Here is a 20,022-nt window from a genome sequence, read left to right as displayed (position 1 = left end):
CTTAATGGGCGCGGTTCGCCGCGCCTTTCACCAGGTCGCCGCTATGCAGGAACAGACTCCGCACACCGATACCACGTTCTCACTGAACCGCGTCACCTTTCGCGTACCAGGCCGTACGCTGTTGCATCCTCTCTCCTTAACGTTCCCGGCAGGAAAAGTGACGGGCCTGATTGGCCATAACGGATCCGGCAAATCCACACTGTTGAAAATGCTGGGTCGCCATCAGCCACCTTCGGAAGGGGATGTGCTACTGGACGGGCAGCCGCTGGATAGCTGGAGCAGCAAAGCCTTTGCCCGCAAAGTCGCCTACTTACCGCAGCAGCTGCCTCCGGCAGAAGGGATGACGGTACGTGAGCTGGTGGCTATTGGTCGCTATCCGTGGCACGGCGCGTTGGGGCGTTTCGGCAGCGCCGATCGGGATAAAGTGGAAGAAGCGATTGCGCTGGTGGGCCTCAAACCGCTGGCGCACCGACTGGTGGACAGCCTGTCCGGAGGCGAACGTCAACGTGCGTGGATTGCGATGCTGGTCGCCCAGGACAGCCGTTGTCTGTTGCTGGATGAACCCACCTCGGCACTGGATATTGCGCATCAGGTTGATGTGCTCGCACTGGTGCATCGTCTGAGCCAGCAGCGCGGCTTAACGGTGATTGCGGTCCTGCATGATATTAATATGGCCGCCCGTTATTGCGATTATCTGGTCGCTTTACGCGGTGGTGAGATGATTGCCCAGGGCACGCCAGCGGAGCTGATGCGTAGCGAAACGCTGGAGCAAATTTACGGTATCCCTATGGGCATTCTGCCGCATCCGGCGGGCAACGCGCCGGTAAGTTTTGTGTATTGATGGACAAGACCGATTTCCTTACGCGTCGTCGCCTGTTGACGGCGATGGCCTTGTCGCCACTGCTGTGGCAGATGCGGCATGCGCAGGCTGCGGCGATCGACCCGCAGCGCATCGTGGCGCTGGAGTGGCTGCCGGCAGAGCTGCTGCTGGCGCTCGGCGTGACGCCCTACGGCGTTGCCGATATTCCGAACTATAACCTGTGGGTGAACGAGCCTGCATTACCTGCCTCGGTGATTGATGTTGGGTTGCGCACGGAGCCGAACCTTGAGCTGCTGACGCAGATGAAGCCGTCATTTATCGTCTGGTCGGCAGGCTACGGGCCGTCGGCGGAGAAGCTGGCGCGCATCGCTCCGGGACAAGGCTTCACCTTCAGCGACGGCAAACGCCCGCTGATGATGGCCCAGCAGTCCCTCAACGAGATGGCCGAACTGATCGGCCGACAGCAGGCGGCGAAACGCCATCTGGCGGAATTCGATGCGCTGATGGAGAATTTGCGTCCCCGGTTTGCTCAGCGTGGCGATCGCCCGCTGCTGATGATCACTTTGCTTGATCCCCGCCACGTATTGGTTTTTGGGCATAACTGCTTGTTCCAGGAGGTGCTCGATCGCTTTGACATTAAAAATGCCTGGCGCGGCGAGACCGCCTTCTGGGGGAGCGTCAGCGTCGGGATCGACCGGCTGGCCGCTTACAAAGACGCAGACGTTATCTGCTTTGACCATGGTAATCATGCCGAGATGACGCAATTGATGGCGACGCCGCTATGGCGGGCGATGCCGTTTGTGCGCGAAGGCCGTTTCCAGCGTGTACCGGCGGTGTGGTTCTATGGTGCGACGTTGTCGGCGATGCATTTTGCCCGCGTGCTGGCGGATGCTCAGGGAGGTGCAGCGTGAGATCGCGAATTTCTCCTCTGACGGCGCTGCTGCTGGCGGTGCTGGTGATTGCCGCTTTTACCCTCAGCCTGTTCAATCTTCATGCCGCGTTGCCGCAAAGCCAGTGGTGGCAGGCGTTACGGCAGCCGGATATTGATAATATTGCCCAGATGCTGTTCCACTACAGCCTGCTGCCGAGGCTGGCGATATCGCTGCTGGTCGGCGCCGGTCTGGGGCTGGTCGGCGTATTGTTCCAGCAGGTGCTACGCAACCCGCTGGCGGAACCGACGACGCTTGGGGTGGCTACCGGCGCCCAGTTGGGGATGACGGTGACGACGCTCTGGGCGATCCCTGGCGTACTGGCATCGCAGTTTGCCGCGCTGGCCGGGGCCTGCCTGGTCGGGGCGTTGGTCTTCGGCGTCTCCTGGGGCAAGCGGTTGTCGCCGGTGACCCTGATTCTTGCCGGCCTGGTGGTCAGTCTTTACTGCGGAGCGCTGAATCAACTGATGGTGATTTTCCATCACGATCAGCTGCAAAGTATGTTCCTGTGGAGCACCGGTACGCTGACGCAAACCGACTGGAGCGTAGTGCAACGGCTGTGGCCGCAATTGCTTGGCGGCGCCATATTAACCCTGTTGCTGCTGCGTCCTCTGACGCTGATGGGGCTGGATGATGGCGTGGCGCGTAACCTCGGACTGGCGCTGTCGTTGGCGCGTCTGGCAACGCTGACGCTGGCGATTGTCATCAGTGCGCTGCTGGTGAATGCGGTGGGGATTATCGGTTTTATTGGCCTGTTTGCGCCGCTGCTGGCGAAAATGCTCGGCGCCCGTCGCCTGCTGTCGCGTCTGCTGCTGGCGGCGCTGATTGGCGCTCTCATTCTGTGGCTGTCGGACCAGATTATTCTGTGGCTGACCCGGGTGTGGATGGAAGTCTCTACCGGTTCGGTGACGGCGCTGATTGGTGCACCGTTACTGCTGTGGCTGTTGCCACGCCTGCGGAGTATCAGCGCGCCGGTGATGAACGTCGGTGACAAGGCGTTGGTGGAACGGCAAAATGTGCAGTGGTTTGCCCTCGGCGGCTTGCTGATTCTGCTGCTGGCGATCGTCGTTGCCCTGACTTTTGGCCGGGATGCTCAGAGCTGGCAGTGGGCGAGCGGTACGCTGCTGGATCAACTGATGCCGTGGCGCTGGCCGCGAGTATTTGCCGCGCTGTTCGCCGGAGTGATGCTGGCGGTCGCCGGTTGTATTATTCAGCGGCTGACCGGCAACCCGATGGCAAGCCCGGAAGTCCTTGGGATCAGCTCCGGCGCGGCGTTCGGGATTGTCATGATGTTGTTTTTCGTCCCTGGCAACGCGTTTGGCTGGCTGCTGCCCGCCGGGAGCCTCGGGGCGGCGGTGACGCTGCTGGTGATCCTGATTGCCGCCGGACGCGGTGGCTTCTCGCCGCACCGGATGCTGCTGGCGGGGATGGCGCTCAGCACCGCCTTCACCATGCTGTTGATGATGCTGCAGGCCAGCGGCGATCCGCGGATGGCGCAGATCCTGACGTGGATCTCCGGGTCAACTTACAGCGCGACGCCGGAGATGGTGATGCGCAGTGGTATCGCTATGGTGGTGCTGCTGGCGCTGGCTCCGCTGTGCCGACGCTGGATGACCATTCTACCGTTAGGCGGTGAAGCGGCGCGTGCGGTGGGCATGGCGCTGACCCCGTCACGTATTGGCCTGTTGATGCTGGCCGCGTGCCTGACGGCAACCGCTACGCTGACGATTGGCCCGTTGAGTTTTGTCGGCCTGATGGCACCGCATATTGCACGTATGATGGGATTCCGCCGCACGATGCCGCAGATGGTGGTGTCCGGATTGATCGGGGGCCTGCTGCTGGTCTTTGCCGACTGGTGCGGACGGATGATGATGTTCCCGTATCAGATCCCGGCCGGCCTGCTGTCGACTTTTATCGGCGCACCGTACTTTATCTATTTGCTGAGAAAGCAGAGCCGCTAAGCGATTCCCCGGCGGCGGTTTCCGCGCGCCGGGGATAAAACATGATTACAGTTGCGCGAAGGCGCGGCGTGCGGCGGCGATGGTATCGTTGATATCTTCGACGCTGTGAGCCACGGACATAAAGCCTGCTTCAAATGCCGACGGCGCCAGGTAGACCCCTTCTTCAAGCATCAGATGGAAGAAACGTTTAAAGCGCTCAACGTCGCACTTCAGTACATCCTGATAGCTGGTGACCGTTTCGGCATCGGTAAAGAAGAGGCCGAACATCCCGCCCACATTGTTAACCACCAGCGGAATACCCGCGTCGCGTGCCGCATCCAGCAGTCCTTGTGCCAGTTGGTTGGTCAAATCCGTCAGCGTTTCGTGAACGCCCGGCTGCGCCACTTCGCTTAAGCAGGCAAAACCGGCTGCCATGGCAATCGGGTTACCGGAGAGGGTCCCGGCCTGATAAACCGGGCCGGTCGGGGCCAGGGCATCCATGACGTCGCGGCGGCCGCCAAATGCGCCGACCGGCATGCCGCCACCGATGATTTTGCCCAGGCAGGTCAGATCAGGCACTACGTTGTAGTACGACTGCGCTCCCGCCAGTGCGACGCGGAAGCCGGTCATCACTTCATCGATAATCAGCAGCGCGCCAAATTCATCGCATAGCGCGCGCAGACCCGGCAGGAACTCAGGCAGCGGCGGGATGCAGTTCATGTTGCCGGCAACCGGCTCCACAATAATGCAGGCAATCTCTTGCGGATACTGCTCGAACGCCGCCCGAACGGACGCCAGATCGTTGTAGGTACAGGTCAGGGTATGTCTGGCGAAATCGGCCGGTACGCCTGGAGAGTTCGGCTGACCCAGCGTCAGGGCGCCAGATCCTGCTTTAACCAGCAGGCAGTCGGCGTGGCCGTGGTAGCAGCCTTCAAATTTAATAATCTTATCGCGACCGGTAAAACCGCGGGCCAGGCGAATGGCGCTCATTGTCGCTTCGGTGCCGGAGTTCACCATGCGCACCATATCCATCGTCGGGACCAGTTCCGTTACCAGTTCCGCCATTTTGACTTCCATCTCGGTCGGGGCGCCGAAGCTCAGGCCGCGTTCTGCTGCTTCAATTACCGCGTTGCGAATGGCCGGATGGTTGTGGCCCAGCACCATTGGCCCCCAGGAGCCGACATAATCGATATAAGCTTTACCATCGACATCATACAGTCTGGCGCCGTCAGCGCGTTCGATAAACAGCGGGGTGCCACCAACGCCGCTAAAGGCGCGTACTGGCGAGTTCACGCCGCCGGGGATGAGTTCACGTGCGGCGCTATAGAGTGTTTCAGATTTGCTCATTGCGATGATCCTGGTTCGTGATAAATGTTTTGCTGGTTATTCTAAGTTATTCCAGGATAGTTATGAAAGTTTTGCCCAATTGAAACAAAGCGCAGCCGATGAAATTTTTCCGCGACGCGGGACGTGTGGAAGGCTAAAATATCCACCTCGTATTTGTATGACTATTGACGATAAGAGTATGAAAATAGCAGCCTCAACTTTTGAAGCAAAACAAATCGTGCGCTTGCGTCGTGGCGATATGGTCCGTCGATTAGTTCAGCGTGACAAGACGCCACTGGCAGTATTATTGATGGCAGCGGTGGTCGGAACCCTGGCAGGATTGGTGGGGGTCGCGTTTGAAAAGAGCGTCAACTGGGTGCAGAACATGCGTATTGGCACCCTGGTGCAGGTTGCCGATCACTGGTTTCTGATTTGGCCGCTGGCCTTTATTTTTTCCGCGCTGTTGGCAATGGTCGGCTATTTTCTGGTGCGGCGTTTCGCGCCAGAAGCGGGAGGCTCTGGGATTCCGGAGATCGAAGGGGCGCTCGAAGAGCTGCGTCCTGTTCGTTGGTGGCGCGTGCTGCCGGTCAAATTTATCGGCGGCATGGGGACCCTGGGCGCCGGGATGGTCCTTGGCCGCGAAGGGCCGACGGTGCAGCTGGGCGGTAACGTCGGGCGAATGGTGTTGGATATCTTCCGCATGCGTAGCCCCGAAGCCCGCCATACGCTGCTGGCCACCGGGGCCGCGGCGGGTTTGTCCGCTGCCTTTAATGCGCCGCTGGCGGGGATACTGTTCATTATTGAGGAGATGCGCCCGCAGTTCCGCTATAACCTGATTTCGATTAAGGCCGTCTTTACTGGCGTGATTATGTCGAGCATCGTGTTTCGGGTATTTAATGGCGAGTCGGCGATCATCGAGGTTGGCAAACTGAGTGATGCGCCGGTCAATACTCTGTGGCTGTACCTGATTCTGGGGATGATTTTTGGCTGTATCGGCCCGCTGTTTAACCGCCTGGTGTTGAGTACCCAGGATATGTTCCAGCGCTTCCATGGCGGCGATACGAAAAAATGGGTGCTGATCGGCGGGGTCATCGGTGGGCTGTGTGGCGTGCTCGGGCTGATTCAGCCGGCAGCGTCGGGAGGCGGATTTAACCTGATTCCCATCGCCGCGGCGGGTAACTTTTCCGTTGGCCTGCTGCTGTTTATCTTTGTTGCCCGTGTGATTACGACGTTACTGTGCTTCTCCTCTGGTGCCCCTGGCGGTATTTTTGCGCCGATGCTGGCGCTGGGAACGCTGTTGGGCACGGCCTTCGGCATGGCGGTTACACCGCTGCTGCCGGCCTATCATCTGGATGCCGGGACCTTTGCGATTGCCGGTATGGGCGCGCTGCTGGCGGCCTCCATTCGTGCGCCACTGACCGGTATCGTGCTGGTGCTGGAGATGACGGATAACTATCAGCTCATTTTGCCAATGATTATTACCTGTCTTGGCGCAACACTACTGGCACAATTCCTTGGCGGTAAGCCTTTGTATTCCACTATCCTTGAACGAACCCTGGAAAAGCAGGCCGCGGAGCAAGCGGCGAAAGCGCAGCAGGTTGCCGGGGAGAATACTTGAACGATTTACCAGGGTATTAGATAATGGCTCAAAAGGTCGGGTTATTCTTTAACCGACCAGAAGTATCAATGGGAGCATAAAATGAGTGATGACATCGCGTTGCCGCTGGAGTTTACTGAAGCCGCAGCCAAAAAAGTAAAATTCCTGATTGCCGATGAAGATAACCCGAACCTGAAGCTGCGTGTTTATATCACCGGTGGCGGTTGTAGTGGTTTCCAGTACGGCTTCACCTTTGACGATCAGGTTAACGAAGGTGATATGACCATTGAAAAACAGGGCGTTGGCCTGGTGGTCGATCCGATGAGCCTGCAGTATCTGGTCGGCGGTGCCGTCGATTACACGGAAGGTCTGGAAGGTTCGCGGTTTATCGTGACCAACCCGAATGCGAAAAGCACCTGCGGCTGCGGGTCTTCATTCAGCGTCTGATCTCGTCGTCTGATTCTCGCCCCGGTACAGGTTGCTGCCGGGGGAGAACGTTCGCGTTTATCGTCCGCTCTCGTCGAGCGCAAACGTCGGTAGTTTCAGGTGCCAACGGATAGCCGCAAGGCGAATGATCAACGTGACGCACATTCCCATCATCGCCGCATTTTCCAGCGGAACATGAAATGTATCATAGGCCGTGGCGTGAACGATCCCGCCAGCAATACAGGCCGTGGCATAGATTTCCGTACGTAGAATCATAGGAATTTCGCGAGCCAGCACGTCGCGAATGATCCCCCCGCCCACGCCGGTAACCACGCCCATACAGATCGCTACCAGCGGGCCGCTGTGCGCCAGAAAGGCCTTATTCACGCCAATGCCCACAAACACCGCCAGGCCAACGGCATCCAGCACCGGCAGGATCCATTTCGGCAGGCGGCGCGGCTGACGGACCAGCAAAATAGTCATCATGCTGGTGACCATGGCCACCACCAGGTCGGTGGGGTCTTTGACCCAAAATACCGGGCCGTTGGCGAGTGCCATATCACGAATCGTTCCGCCACCCACGGCGGTCACCACGCCAAGCACCAGCACGCCAAAAGGGTCCATACGGAGTTTACCGGCCAGCAATACGCCCGAGATTGCAAATACGGCGGTGCCAATAATATCCAGCCAATAGACAAGCATCGTCAGTTCTCGTTTCGCGCCCGGTTCCTTAGGCTATTTTATTCATCATGGTGAATCCGGCGACGCCCACCTACCGTACCGATAAGGCGTAACGCTGCCGGGATGACGCTGTTGTACTGCGTAAACGGTGCTATTTGACCTGTTCGAGCGCAGTGCAGAGCTGTTTAGCGGCGAGGATAATACGCGGGCTTGCGCGTTCAAACCAGTCGCCATGCACTGCAATCAGGGAAATTTTTAACTGATTATGCCAGTAACGTTCCACGTCGGGGAGACGGCTGTCGTCACCGGCGATAACAATCGCCTGAGGCTGCCTTGCCAGAACCTGTTCGCGGCTGACCTGCGGCCAGGGGACGGTGCTGGAGGCGAAAATATTTTCACCACCGCAGAGGGTCAGGACCTGATCCTGAATGGAGCCCCGGCTGCTGGTAAAAAGCGGGTTGGAGCCAAACTGCATGAAGACGCGCTTCTTCGGCGTGTTGGCGTAGCGAGTTTTGAGGGCCGCGTAGTCGTCCTGCATTTGTTGGGCGGCTTCACGGGCTTTTTCCGGTTGCGGGCTCCACTGCGCCAGCTGGCGGAGCGTCGCGATAATCTCTTCGATCGTCGCGGTATTGACCCACAGCACTTTGATGCCTAACGCTCGCAGCTGATTCACCTGCCGTTCCGCGTTGCCGCCGCGCCAGGCGAGGACCAGGTCGGGCTTCAGCGCGACGATCCGTTCCAGATTCATCCCCTGCCAGCTGGCAACCTGTTCGATAGCGCTGGCCTGTGGTGGATAATCGGAATAGCTGCTGACGGCAACCGGGGTGATCCCGGCAGCAAAGGCCAGCTCGGTATTAGATGGTGACAGCGTGATGACCCGCGGCGCGGCGAGGAGCCACGCCGGGACAAGCAACAGCAGGGCGCTAAGCGCCAGGGTGAGCGACTTAGCCACGTGCCAGATTCTGCACCAGCTTTTCCACCATCAGGGTGGACTGTTTCGCGGCGACGGCCAGGAACTCATCGAAGCTCAGATGAGACTGTTGGTCGGCAACATCGGAAATGGCACGCACGACCACAAAGGGTACGCCGAAGTTATGGCAGACATGGGCAATGGCGGTAGCTTCCATTTCTACCGCGACGGCCTGCGGGAAGTTGTGACGAATTTTCGCCAGCCCGACGGAACCGTTGATGAATGCATCGCCGCTGACGATCAGGCCGCGTACCGCATTAAGGTTCAGTGCTTCGATGCAGGTCTGCGCGGCGGCGATGAGTTTATCGTCTGCTTTAAAGCCGGCCGGACAGCCCGGTAGCTGGCCATATTCGTAGCCAAATGCAGTGACGTCGGCATCGTGGTAGCGGGTTTCGTCGGAGATGACGATATCGCCCACTTTCAGCGTTGGCGCGAGACCGCCTGCAGAACCGGTGTTGATGATGACGTCTGGCTTACAAATTTCCAGCAACAGCGCGGCACCCATGGCGGCCGCTACTTTGCCAATTCCTGATTTTAACAGCGCAACATCGGTGCCGTTCAACTGACCGGTGTAGATTTCGCTGCCGCCCAGTGTCAGGGTCTGGCGGTTTTCGATTTTGTCGCGCAGAAGGGTCACTTCTTCTTCCATAGCGCCAATAATGCCGATTTTCATAGATTTACTCGCGATGTGTCAGGTTTAGTTGCATAGTCTATCATGCACTCAGAAGGAAACGTTATTGCTCGCGCGGGAGAGGCCATGGCAAAAATTGATTTTCGCAACAAGATTAACTGGCGTCGACGCTACCGCTCACCGCAGGGTGTCGAAACGGAACGTGAAATTCTGCGCATCTTCGAAAGCGACCGCGGGCGGATTATTAACTCGCCGGCGATCCGCCGTCTGCAGCAAAAAACGCAGGTTTTTCCGCTGGAACGTAATGCAGCGGTGCGCACTCGTTTAACCCACTCCCTTGAAGTTCAGCAGGTTGGCCGCTATATCGCCAAAGAGATCCTTAGCCGCCTGAAAGAGCAGCGCCTGCTGGAAAGCTACGGGCTGGATGAGCTGACCGGACCGTTTGAGAGCGTCGTCGAGATGGCCTGTCTCATGCACGACATCGGCAACCCGCCGTTTGGCCATTTTGGCGAGGCGGCAATTAATGACTGGTTTGGACAGCGGCTTGTGCCCGATGACGCTGCGGGAGAACCGTTAGCGCAGGACCGTTGCACGGTTGAAGCGTTGCGTTTGCAGGTGGGGCAGACGGAGCTGAATACGCTGCGGAGCAAAGTTCGCCAGGATCTGTGCTGGTTTGAGGGAAACGCCCAGGGTATTCGTTTGGTCCATACGCTGATGCGTATGAATCTGACCTGGGCGCAGGTTGGCTGCATTTTAAAGTACACGCGACCGGCGTGGTGGCGCGGTGAACTGCCTGACAGCCACAGTTATTTAATGAAAAAACCTGGTTATTATTTAGCCGAAGAGGGCTATATTGCGCGGTTACGTAAAGAACTTGATCTGGCACCTTACAATCGCTTTCCATTGACATGGATTATGGAGGCCGCGGATGATATTTCATATTGCGTGGCCGATCTTGAAGATGCGGTAGAAAAACGAATTTTCAGCGTCGAACAGCTTTATCAACTGCTGTATGAGGCGTGGGGCCAGCATGAAAAAGGCTCTCTGTTTTCGCAGGTGGTCGAAAATGCGTGGGAGAAATCGCGCGAAAATTCCCTCAGTCGAAGCACTGAAGATCAGTTCTTTATGTATTTGCGGGTCAATACGTTGAATAAACTGGTGCCGTATGCGGCGCGGCGATTTATCGATAATTTGCCTAAGATCTTTACCGGTGATTTTAATCATGCGCTGCTTGAAGATGATAGTGACTGTAGCCAGTTGCTGGAGTTATATAAAAATGTCGCTATAAAACATGTTTTTAGCCATCAGGATGTCGAGCAGCTGGAATTGCAGGGCTATCGTGTTATTAGCGGACTTCTGGATATCTATGCGCCGTTACTCAATTTATCACTGGAAGACTTTAGTTTATTAGTTGAGAAAGAGCGGGTAAGAAGTTTCCCCATTGCTTCACGCTTGTTTCAGAAACTTTCGACGCGTCACCGACTGGCCTATGTTGAGGCGGTGAATAAAATTTCTCGCGATGATGAGGCGTTTCCGATAATGGAATATTATTATCGCTGTCGGCTGATTCAGGACTATATCAGCGGCATGACGGACTTGTATGCATGGGATGAATATCGTCGCTTAATGGCGGTAGAATAGGTACAGGTTTTGTAAAGATGGACAATAAATTTTTACTTTTTGCCAATGCTTAATTCCGGAACTTAGCGCGATAAAATGACTCTGATAGTCACTTACATAGCAATTGCGTTATCCAAAATCGAGATTGAGACATGATGAAAAAAACCACGTTAGCAATGAGTGCACTGGCTCTGAGTTTAGGTCTGGCGTTATCCCCGCTCTCTGCGAGCGCGGCAGAAACGTCCTCTTCAGCCCCCAACGCGCAGCAGATGCCGAGTCTGGCACCTATGCTGGAAAAAGTGATGCCGTCAGTGGTGAGCATAAATGTTGAGGGCAGCACGACGGTAAATACCCCGCGGATGCCGCGTAACTTCCAGCAGTTCTTCGGCGACAACTCGCCGTTCTGCCAGGATGGTTCACCGTTCCAGAGTTCACCCTTCTGTCAGGGGGGTGGACAGGGCGGCGGAGCGCAGGGTGACGGCGGTCAGCAGCAGAAATTTATGGCGTTAGGTTCCGGGGTGATTATCGACGCGGCGAAAGGCTATGTCGTGACCAACAACCACGTTGTCGACAACGCCACCACCATCAAAGTCCAACTGAGCGATGGCCGTAAGTTTGATGCGAAAGTCGTTGGTAAAGATCCACGTTCCGATATCGCGTTGATCCAGATTCAGGATCCGAAGGACCTGACGGCGATCAAACTGGCAGACTCCGATGCGCTGCGCGTGGGTGATTACACCGTCGCTATCGGTAACCCGTTTGGCCTCGGTGAAACGGTGACCTCGGGTATCGTTTCTGCTCTGGGTCGTAGCGGACTTAACGTCGAAAATTACGAAAACTTTATCCAGACTGATGCCGCTATCAACCGCGGTAACTCCGGCGGGGCGCTGGTTAACCTGAATGGCGAGCTGATCGGTATTAACACCGCGATCCTGGCGCCGGATGGCGGCAACATCGGTATCGGTTTTGCCATCCCGAGCAACATGGTGAAAAACCTGACCGAACAGATGGTCAAGTATGGCCAGGTGAAACGCGGTGAGCTGGGTATCATGGGCACCGAGCTGAACTCTGAACTGGCGAAAGCGATGAAAGTTGACGCGCAGCGCGGGGCGTTCGTCAGCCAGGTGATGCCAGGATCTGCGGCAGCGAAAGCCGGTATCAAAGCGGGTGATGTGATTACCTCGCTGAACGGCAAACCAATTAGCAGCTTCGCCGCACTGCGTGCTCAGGTCGGTACGATGCCGATTGGTAGCAAGGTCCAGCTGGGCCTGGTGCGCGATGGCAAGCCGGTGAACGTCACCGTCGAGCTGCAGCAGAGCAATCAGACTCAGGTTGACTCCAGCAGCATCTTCAACGGCATTGAAGGTGCGGAAATGAGCAACAAAGGTCAGGATAAAGGTGTGACGGTCAATAACGTGAAGGCGGGGACTCCGGCGGCACAAATTGGCCTCAAGAAAGGTGACATTATCGTCGGTGCTAACCAGCAGCCGGTGAAAAATATTGCCGACCTGCGCAAAATATTCGATGCCAAACCTTCGGTGCTGGCGCTGAATATCCAACGCGGCGACGCGACGATCTATCTGCTGATGCAGTAATCGTTCACCGTGAAATCTGCCCCTTCTCCTCGTTGAGGGAAGGGGCTTTTTTTTTCCCGTATTTACCCTGCGTTTTCATTCTGTGACCCCACCCGCAACTCCACACTTCTCCGTCCTGCTTTATGCATATGCACAATGCGAGGCACACTGAACTCTTTTATGCTGGAGCCCTGCTTACGGGAGGGTTACATGGCTGGCTGGCATCTTGATACCAAAATGGCGCAGGATATTGTGGCGCGCACGATGCGCATCATTGATACCAATATCAACGTAATGGATGCCCGTGGGCGGATTATTGGCAGCGGCGATCGCGAGCGGATTGGGGAATTGCACGAAGGCGCGCTGCTGGTGCTCTCCCAGGGGCGAGTGGTGGATATTGATGATGCGGTTGCCCGCCATCTGCACGGTGTCCGTCAGGGGATCAACCTGCCATTGCGTCTGGAAGGGGAGATTGTCGGGGTGATTGGCCTGACCGGCGAACCCGAAACGCTGCGTAAGTATGGCGAACTGGTGTGCATGACCGCCGAGATGATGCTCGAGCAGTCGCGGCTGATGCACCTGCTGGCTCAGGACAGTCGTCTGCGTGAAGAGTTGGTGATGAACCTGATTCAGGCGGAAGAAAATACCCCGGCGTTAACGGAGTGGGCGCAGCGTTTGGGGATCGATCTGAACCAGCCGCGGGTCGTCGCGATGATTGAAGTGGACAGCGGCCAGCTTGGCGTCGATAGCGCCATGGCCGAACTTCAGCAACTCCAGACCGCGCTGACCACTCCCGATCGTAATAATCTGGTCGCTATCGTTTCCCTGACGGAGATGGTGGTTTTGAAGCCAGCCCTCAACGCTTTTGGCCGCTGGGACGCCGAAGATCATGGTAAACGGGTTGAGCAGCTTATTGCCCGGATGAAAGAGAACGGGCAGCTGCGGTTTCGCGTCGCGCTGGGTAACTTTTTTACCGGCCCTGGGAGTATTGCCCGTTCGTACCGTACCGCCCGTACCACCATGATGGTCGGCAAGCAGCGGATGCCTGAAAGCCGCAGCTATTTTTATCAGGATCTGATGCTGCCGGTGTTGCTTGATAGCCTGCGCGGCGGCTGGCAGGCCAATGAGCTGGCTCGCCCTCTGGTCCGGCTGAAGGCCATGGATAATAACGGTTTGCTGCGTCGGACGCTGCAGGCGTGGTTTCGCCACAACGTGCAGCCGCTGGCGACCTCAAAGGCGCTGTTTATTCATCGCAATACCCTGGAATATCGGCTTAACCGAATTTCGGAGCTGACCGGACTGGATCTGGGAAACTTCGACGACCGTCTGCTGCTGTATATTTCGCTGCAGCTGGATGAGCAGCGCTAGACGATAATCGGCCCGGCTGTCATTGAAATTGCCCCGGCGGGCATGACCGGCCGGGGAGAGGAAGGCGTTATTTGTTGCGGGTCAGTTTTTCCAGATCGGCTTCAATTTCGCTGATCTTATGGGTAACGACGCTTTCCAGGTGACGCAGATCGTCAAGGATCTTGCGCTTAAGATCGACTTCGGTGCGATCGCGCTGGCAGATTTGGTCCAGCTCATCAATAACGTAGCGCAGGTTTGGGCTGATTTCCTGGACTTCTTTATACCCCTGGCCGACGCCATCGGCGACCACGGTTTTACGCTGACGCGGGTATTTAAACTTCACGCTTTTGGCGAAGAATTCGCCTTTGTCCTTCTGAAAATAGATTTTCAGAATGTCGTTGTTGGCTTCTTGCCGGAGGCTATAGCGATCGATCTCATCAGGGTTGGTAATGCCCAAACTTTTCAGATTATCGTACATAACGGTATCCTTGAATTAAACATAACCTTTGAATAATTAACGAAAAAATGTCTTTTCGCCAGCGGCAGATACAAAAAAAGCGGGGTTGCCCCCGCTTTTTAAACGACTTGCTTAGTCGATGGTACGCAGTAGTTCGTTGATGCCGACCTTACCGCGGGTCTTCGCATCGACTTTCTTCACAATCACGGCGCAGTACAGGCTGTATTTGCCATCTTTCGACGGCAGGTTGCCGGAAACGACTACGGAACCCGCCGGAACGCGACCGTAGAACACTTCGCCGGTTTCGCGGTCGTAAATTTTGGTGCTCTGGCCCAGGTATACGCCCATGGAGATAACGGAGCCTTCTTCGACGATCACGCCTTCAACCACTTCAGAGCGCGCACCGATGAAGCAGTTATCTTCGATGATGGTCGGGTTAGCCTGCAGCGGCTCCAGAACACCACCGATGCCGACGCCGCCGGACAGGTGAACGTTTTTGCCAATCTGCGCGCAGGAACCTACGGTCGCCCAGGTATCAACCATGGAGCCTTCATCAACGTAGGCGCCGATGTTAACGTAGGACGGCATCAGGACGGTGTTACGAGCGATGAATGCCCCCTGACGCACCGCGGCCGGAGGCACCACGCGGAAACCTTCTTTCTGGAAACGCGCTTCGTCATAGTCAGCGAATTTCATCGGTACTTTATCGAAGTAGCGGCTTTCCGCACCGTCGATAACCTGGTTATCGTTAATACGGAAAGAGAGCAGAACCGCTTTCTTCAGCCATTGATGGGTGACCCACTGGCCATCGATCTTTTCAGCGACACGCAGCGCGCCGGAATCAAGCAGAGAAATCACCTGGTTAACCGCTTCGCGGGTTACGGTATCCACATTTGCCGGCGTGATGTCGGCGCGACGCTCAAAGGCGGACTCAATAACATTCTGTAATTGCTGCATTGTTTACTCTTTCTCTTTACACATTAAAAGTTCGTCACCCTTTATCGTTTGGATTGAGGGCCTCTGTCAACCGTTGTTGTACTTCTTGTTGTAGCTCATTATTAAGCCCACGCCGGTCTGCCGTCGCGATTATAAATAAATCTTCTACTCGCTCACCAATTGTCGTAATTCTGGCCCCATGGAGTGAAATATTGAGGTCAGCGAACACTTGCCCGACGCGCGCCAGCAGTCCGGGCTGATCGAGGGCAATCAGTTCAAGGAACGATTTTCTGTCGGTATGCGTCGGTAAGAAGTTGACTTCGGTTGCCACGGAGAAATGACGCAGTTTTGCGGCCTGTCGGCGTGGCGCCGGTGGCTGCCAGCTGCGTTGGGTGATGGTCTGTTCGAGGCCAAGCCGAATCATCTCATGGCGGTCGGCGGAAAGCGGACTGCCGTCTGGTTCAAGGACGATAAAGGTGTCCATCGCCATCCCGTCACGGGTGGTAAAGACCTGGGCATCGTGGACGCTCAGGTTACGACGATCGAGTTCGCCGCAGACGGCGGCAAACAGATAAGGCCGGTCCGGGCTCCAGATAAAGATTTCCGTTCCGCCGCGGGTAGCCTGTGAGCTGAGCAGGATCATCGGCTTGCTGAGATCGTGCTTGAGCAAATTGCGGGCGTGCCAGGCAAGCTGGTTTGGCGTATGGCGAACGAAGTAGTTGGCGCGACAGCGGTTCCAGATTTGATGCAGCGCCTCTTCGTTAATGTTTTCCATCCGCAGGAGCGCCAGCGCCTGTAGCTGATGATGGCGAACCCGCTCGCGCATATCCGGTGTGCTTTGCATCCCCCGGCGCAGCTGTTTTTCCGTTGCGAAGTAAAGCTCGCGCAGCAGGCTCTGTTTCCAGCTGTTCCACAGGGTTTCGTTGGTTGCGCAGATATCGGCGACGGTCAGGCATACCAGGTAGCGCAGGCGGTTTTCCGTTTGTACCTCTTCGGCAAACTGCTTGATGACTTCGGGATCCTGAATATCGCGGCGCTGTGCGGTGACCGACATCAGAAGATGATGGCGTACCAGCCAGGCGACGAGCTGGGTTTCCCTGGAGTTGAGTCCGTGCAGCTCAGCAAATTTCAGTACGTCCTGCGCGCCGAGCACCGAGTGATCGCCCCCCCGGCCTTTGGCAATATCATGGAACAGCGCCGCAATCAGAATCAGCTCCGGGTGGGTCAGGCGTGGCCACAGCTCGACGCACAGTGGATGGCGGCTGCGGGTCTCTTCTTTGGCGAAACTTTCCAGCTTCAGCAGCACGCGGATCGTATGCTCATCGACGGTATAGGCATGGAACAGGTCAAACTGCATCTGGCCGACAATATGCGACCACTGCGGCATGTAGGCCCACAGTACGCTGTGGCGGTGCATCGGCAGTAGCCCACGGCTGACAGCGCCCTGATGGCGCAGCATGCTGAGGAAAATACTGCGCGCTTCCGGGATATAGCACAGCGGTTGCGTCAGGTGGCGCCGGGCGTGTCGCAGGTGGCGCAGGGTCGTGGAGTAGATGCCGGTGATGTTGCTGTTCCGCACCATAATATAGAACATACGCAGGATAGCCTGCGGCTCGCGGATAAACAGCGTGTCGTCGCGTAGATCGATAAGCGTGCCACGCAGCTGGAAATCATCATCGATGGGCCGCGGTTTTTCATCTTCCGTGAGGGCGAGGATTGCTTCATCGAACAGCTGGAGCAGCATGTGATTCAGCTCGCCGACCCGGCGGGTGACGCGGAAGAAATCCTTCATCATGTACTCGATCGGCTGGTTTCCCTCGCCTTCGTAGCGCAGGCGACGGGCGACGCTGAGCTGGCGATCAAACAGCAGGCGGTTGTCATAGCGGGTTAGCTCCAGGTGCAGAGCAAAACGGATCCGCCAGAGCTGGTGCAGGCATTCGTTAAGCTCGTTGCGCTCCGCTTCGGTAATAAAACCGAAACCGACCATTTCATCCAGCGAGGTGGCGCCAAAGTGGCGACGGGCAACCCACTGCAACGTGTGAATATCACGCAAGCCGCCGGGGCTACTTTTTACATCCGGTTCGAGGTTATAGCTGGTGCCATGATAACGCTGGTGGCGGATCTGCTGCTCTTCGACCTTGGCGGCAAAGAACTTCTCTGAAGGCCAGAAGCCATCGCTGAAGATATGTTTCTGGAGTTCCAGGAACAGGGCAACGTCACCGATCAGCAGGCGTGATTCAATCAGGTTAGTGGCGACGCTGAGGTCGGATAGCCCTTCCAGAAGACACTCTTCCAGCGTACGAACGCTGTGACCAACCTCCAGCTTGATGTCCCACAGCAGCGTCAGCAGTTCACCCACTTTCTGCGCCTGGTCATCGGCAAGTTTTTTGCGGCTGAGGATCAGAAGGTCAACGTCGGAGAGGGGATGCAGCTCACCGCGACCGTATCCACCAACCGCCACCAGCGCCAGGTCGTTGACCGGCCCAAAGCCGTAATCAACCCACAGCCGCTGAAGCAGTTGGTCGATAAATTCGGTTCGCGCTTCGATCAGCTGTTCGGCGGCGATGCCGCTATCAAACGCCTCGCCTAGCCAGCGCTGGAAGCTATCAAGATGCGCCTTTATGGCGGCACAGTTCAGATCACCCTGCGGCCAGGTTCCCGGATTCTCAGGCTGGCCGGAAAGGGGAGGGGAGACAGTGTCAGGTAAAGGGTTGCTCATTGCGTCACCATATGAAAAAACTATCGCCCATAAAAAATCGCCGGGAGCGATTTTTAACGTCGCCTGCGGCGGCCCGAAGGGTGACGGGCAGGAAGCCCGTCATAATAAATGCCGGGAGCGATTTTTAACGTCGCTTGCGGCGGCCCGAAGGGTGACGGCAGGACGCCTGTCATAAAAAAGCCGGCGGGCGCCGGCTTTTCATTATGCGTCGTGCGAGATTATCGCCGGGATGGTGTCATCCTTGCGTAACGTCAGAATCTCACAGCCGTTCTCTGTCACCACAATAGTATGCTCGTACTGTGCAGACAAGCTCCGGTCTTTGGTTTTCACCGTCCAGCCATCTTTCATGCTGCGGATCTCTTTTTTACCGGCGTTGACCATCGGCTCAATGGTGAAGGTCATGCCCGGTTTGAGCACCACGTTGGTTTCCGGGGAGTCGTAGTGCAGCACCTGCGGCTCTTCATGGAAGCCGCGGCCGATGCCGTGACCGCAGTATTCGCGTACGACCGAGAAACCTTCAGCCTCAACGAATTTCTGGATAGCGGCGCCAATCGCGCGCAGGTTGATTCCCGGCTTGACCATCTTCAGGGCCAGATACAGGCTTTCCTGGGTGATGCGGCACAGTCGTTCGCCGAGGATCGTCGGTTTGCCGACGATAAACATCTTTGAGGTATCGCCGTGGAATTCATCCTTAATCACCGTCACATCAATGTTGACGATGTCGCCGTCTTTCAGCAGTTTTTCGTCATCAGGGATGCCGTGACAGACGACCTCATTAATAGAGATGCACACGGATTTCGGGTAGCCGTGGTAGCCGAGGCAAGCTGAGATGGCTTGCTGGTTGTTGACGATATAATCGTTACAGATACGGTCCAGTTCGCCGGTGCTGACGCCCGGTTTCACGTAAGGTTCGATCATTTCCAGCACTTCAGCGGCCAGACGGCCGGCCACGCGCATTTTTTCGATGTCTTCAGGTGTTTTAATAGATATAGCCATGGTGGATTCTGTCCAGCTGCGCCGATTTTTTCGACAATAATAGAGTAAGTCCTGACAATGTTAACAGTCCGGGCGACCTGGTGCCAAATTGAGAATCATTAACAGCACGTGACGTCAACAAGAGTTGGTATCCGGTCTGGTTTTGTGGTATAAAGCGCGCCGGACTTCCGTTCCATTCGAACTACACAGGATGGACTGAAGCGACAAATCTCATTTTGTGTAAATAACACACACGTATCGGCACATATTCCGGGGTGCCCTTTGGGGTCGGTAATATGGGATACGTGGAGGCATAACCCCAACTTTATCTATAGAGGTTTTAAACATGGCAACTGTTTCCATGCGCGACATGCTCAAGGCTGGTGTTCACTTTGGTCACCAGACCCGTTACTGGAACCCGAAAATGAAGCCTTTCATCTTCGGCGCACGTAACAAAGTTCACATCATCAACCTTGAGAAAACTGTACCGATGTTCAACGAAGCTCTGGCTGAACTGAACAAAATCTCTGCACGTAAAGGTAAAATCCTTTTCGTCGGTACTAAACGCGCTGCAAGCGAAGCGGTAAAAGAAGCTGCTAACAGCTGCGACCAGTTCTTCGTGAACCATCGCTGGTTGGGCGGCATGCTGACTAACTGGAAAACCGTTCGTCAGTCCATCAAACGTCTGAAAGACCTGGAAACTCAGTCCCAGGACGGTACTTTCGAGAAGCTGACCAAGAAAGAAGCGCTGATGCGTACTCGTGAGCTGGACAAGCTGGAAAACAGCCTGGGCGGTATCAAAGACATGGGCGGCCTGCCGGACGCACTGTTTGTTATCGATGCAGACCACGAACACATCGCTATCAAAGAAGCAAACAACCTGGGTATCCCGGTATTTGCTATCGTTGATACTAACTCCGATCCGGACGGCGTAGACTTCGTTATCCCGGGTAACGACGACGCAATCCGCGCAGTTAGCCTGTACCTGGGTGCTGTAGCGACTACCGTGCGTGAAGGTCGTTCTCAGGATCTGGCTTCTCAGGCGGAAGAAAGCTTCGTAGAAGCTGAATAATA

General features: G+C 56.3%; 17 protein-coding genes. 9 read left to right on the top strand and 8 right to left on the bottom strand.

Translation table 11 applies throughout. From position 1 onward, the window contains the following. Positions 1–43 precede the first annotated feature (43 nt). From fhuC to fhuB, 3 genes are read left to right on the top strand one after another with little or no spacing between them, the layout of a single operon-like run. Complete coding sequence (gene fhuC, locus ACMYSP_RS08265; RefSeq protein WP_434586309.1) at positions 44–841, top strand: Fe3+-hydroxamate ABC transporter ATP-binding protein FhuC; 798 nt, start codon at positions 44–46, stop codon at positions 839–841. Then, positions 841–1,731, top strand: a complete 891-nt coding sequence (gene fhuD, locus ACMYSP_RS08260; RefSeq protein WP_434586308.1) for a Fe(3+)-hydroxamate ABC transporter substrate-binding protein FhuD — start codon at positions 841–843, stop codon at positions 1,729–1,731. The genes fhuC and fhuD overlap by 1 nt, the downstream gene beginning before the upstream one ends. Beyond that, a complete protein-coding gene (gene fhuB, locus ACMYSP_RS08255) occupies positions 1,728–3,710 on the top strand; it encodes a Fe(3+)-hydroxamate ABC transporter permease FhuB (RefSeq protein ID WP_434586307.1) in 1,983 nt (660 codons plus the stop codon). Before fhuD ends, fhuB begins: the two co-directional genes overlap by 4 nt. Positions 3,711–3,755: 45 nt before the next feature. On the opposite strand, the gene hemL is transcribed toward fhuB, so the two are convergent. Next, positions 3,756–5,036, bottom strand: a complete 1,281-nt coding sequence (hemL, locus tag ACMYSP_RS08250; protein ID WP_434586306.1) for a glutamate-1-semialdehyde 2,1-aminomutase — start codon at positions 5,034–5,036, stop codon at positions 3,756–3,758. 178 nt (positions 5,037–5,214) lie between these two features. Between hemL and clcA the strand changes: the two genes are divergently transcribed. Together clcA and erpA are read left to right on the top strand one after the other, a co-directional pair. After that, positions 5,215–6,633 (top strand): H(+)/Cl(-) exchange transporter ClcA, encoded by a 1,419-nt coding sequence (gene clcA, locus ACMYSP_RS08245; protein ID WP_434586305.1) that lies wholly within the window; start codon positions 5,215–5,217, stop codon positions 6,631–6,633. 81 nt (positions 6,634–6,714) lie between these two features. Further along, positions 6,715–7,059 carry an iron-sulfur cluster insertion protein ErpA gene (gene erpA, locus ACMYSP_RS08240; RefSeq protein ID WP_123757422.1) on the top strand — a complete coding sequence of 115 codons (345 nt, stop codon included), beginning with the start codon at positions 6,715–6,717 and terminating at the stop codon, positions 7,057–7,059. 57 nt (positions 7,060–7,116) lie between these two features. Here erpA and ACMYSP_RS08235 read toward each other — a convergent pair whose 3' ends face one another. From ACMYSP_RS08235 to mtnN, 3 genes are all read right to left on the bottom strand, one after another. After that, a complete protein-coding gene (locus ACMYSP_RS08235) occupies positions 7,117–7,740 on the bottom strand; it encodes a TRIC cation channel family protein (RefSeq protein WP_434586304.1) in 624 nt (207 codons plus the stop codon). A 130-nt stretch (positions 7,741–7,870) separates the two neighbouring features. Continuing rightward, positions 7,871–8,671, bottom strand: coding sequence for a vitamin B12 ABC transporter substrate-binding protein BtuF (gene btuF, locus ACMYSP_RS08230; protein ID WP_434586303.1), 801 nt, complete (start codon positions 8,669–8,671; stop codon positions 7,871–7,873). Continuing rightward, entirely contained in the window at positions 8,664–9,362 is a 699-nt protein-coding gene (mtnN, locus tag ACMYSP_RS08225; RefSeq protein WP_154145148.1) for a 5'-methylthioadenosine/S-adenosylhomocysteine nucleosidase, read from the bottom strand. The genes btuF and mtnN overlap by 8 nt, the downstream gene beginning before the upstream one ends. Positions 9,363–9,446: 84 nt before the next feature. On the opposite strand from mtnN, the gene dgt reads away from it, so the two are divergent. The 3 genes from dgt (at position 9,447) to cdaR (ending at position 13,882) form a co-directional block, all read left to right on the top strand. Continuing rightward, positions 9,447–10,961 (top strand): dGTPase, encoded by a 1,515-nt coding sequence (gene dgt, locus ACMYSP_RS08220; protein WP_434586302.1) that lies wholly within the window; start codon positions 9,447–9,449, stop codon positions 10,959–10,961. A 134-nt stretch (positions 10,962–11,095) separates the two neighbouring features. After that, positions 11,096–12,535, top strand: coding sequence for a serine endoprotease DegP (gene degP, locus ACMYSP_RS08215; RefSeq protein WP_434587046.1), 1,440 nt, complete (start codon positions 11,096–11,098; stop codon positions 12,533–12,535). 189 nt (positions 12,536–12,724) lie between these two features. Then, on the top strand, positions 12,725–13,882 hold the full coding sequence (gene cdaR, locus ACMYSP_RS08210) for a DNA-binding transcriptional regulator CdaR (protein ID WP_434586301.1): 1,158 nt from the start codon (positions 12,725–12,727) through the stop codon (positions 13,880–13,882). Between the two features lie 67 nt (positions 13,883–13,949). Here cdaR and ACMYSP_RS08205 read toward each other — a convergent pair whose 3' ends face one another. From ACMYSP_RS08205 to map, 4 genes are all read right to left on the bottom strand, one after another. Continuing rightward, positions 13,950–14,339 (bottom strand): DUF3461 family protein, encoded by a 390-nt coding sequence (locus ACMYSP_RS08205; protein WP_004858100.1) that lies wholly within the window; start codon positions 14,337–14,339, stop codon positions 13,950–13,952. Positions 14,340–14,450: 111 nt separating this feature from the next. Further along, positions 14,451–15,275, bottom strand: coding sequence for a 2,3,4,5-tetrahydropyridine-2,6-dicarboxylate N-succinyltransferase (gene dapD, locus ACMYSP_RS08200; RefSeq protein ID WP_004872026.1), 825 nt, complete (start codon positions 15,273–15,275; stop codon positions 14,451–14,453). Between the two features lie 34 nt (positions 15,276–15,309). Then, positions 15,310–17,973 (bottom strand): bifunctional uridylyltransferase/uridylyl-removing protein GlnD, encoded by a 2,664-nt coding sequence (gene glnD / locus ACMYSP_RS08195; RefSeq protein ID WP_434586300.1) that lies wholly within the window; start codon positions 17,971–17,973, stop codon positions 15,310–15,312. Between the two features lie 201 nt (positions 17,974–18,174). Continuing rightward, positions 18,175–18,969 carry a type I methionyl aminopeptidase gene (gene map, locus ACMYSP_RS08190; RefSeq protein WP_123757414.1) on the bottom strand — a complete coding sequence of 265 codons (795 nt, stop codon included), beginning with the start codon at positions 18,967–18,969 and terminating at the stop codon, positions 18,175–18,177. 325 nt (positions 18,970–19,294) lie between these two features. On the opposite strand from map, the gene rpsB reads away from it, so the two are divergent. Beyond that, a complete protein-coding gene (gene rpsB / locus ACMYSP_RS08185; RefSeq protein ID WP_100682499.1) occupies positions 19,295–20,020 on the top strand; it encodes a 30S ribosomal protein S2 in 726 nt (241 codons plus the stop codon). The last annotated feature ends 2 nt before the right edge of the window (positions 20,021–20,022 follow it).

Source organism: Klebsiella sp. R390 (assembly GCF_051131745.1).
In the GTDB taxonomy this organism is placed as follows: domain Bacteria; phylum Pseudomonadota; class Gammaproteobacteria; order Enterobacterales; family Enterobacteriaceae; genus Klebsiella.
Note: the sequence above shows the minus strand (reverse complement) of the source record. Positions and strands in the feature narration are given on the sequence as shown.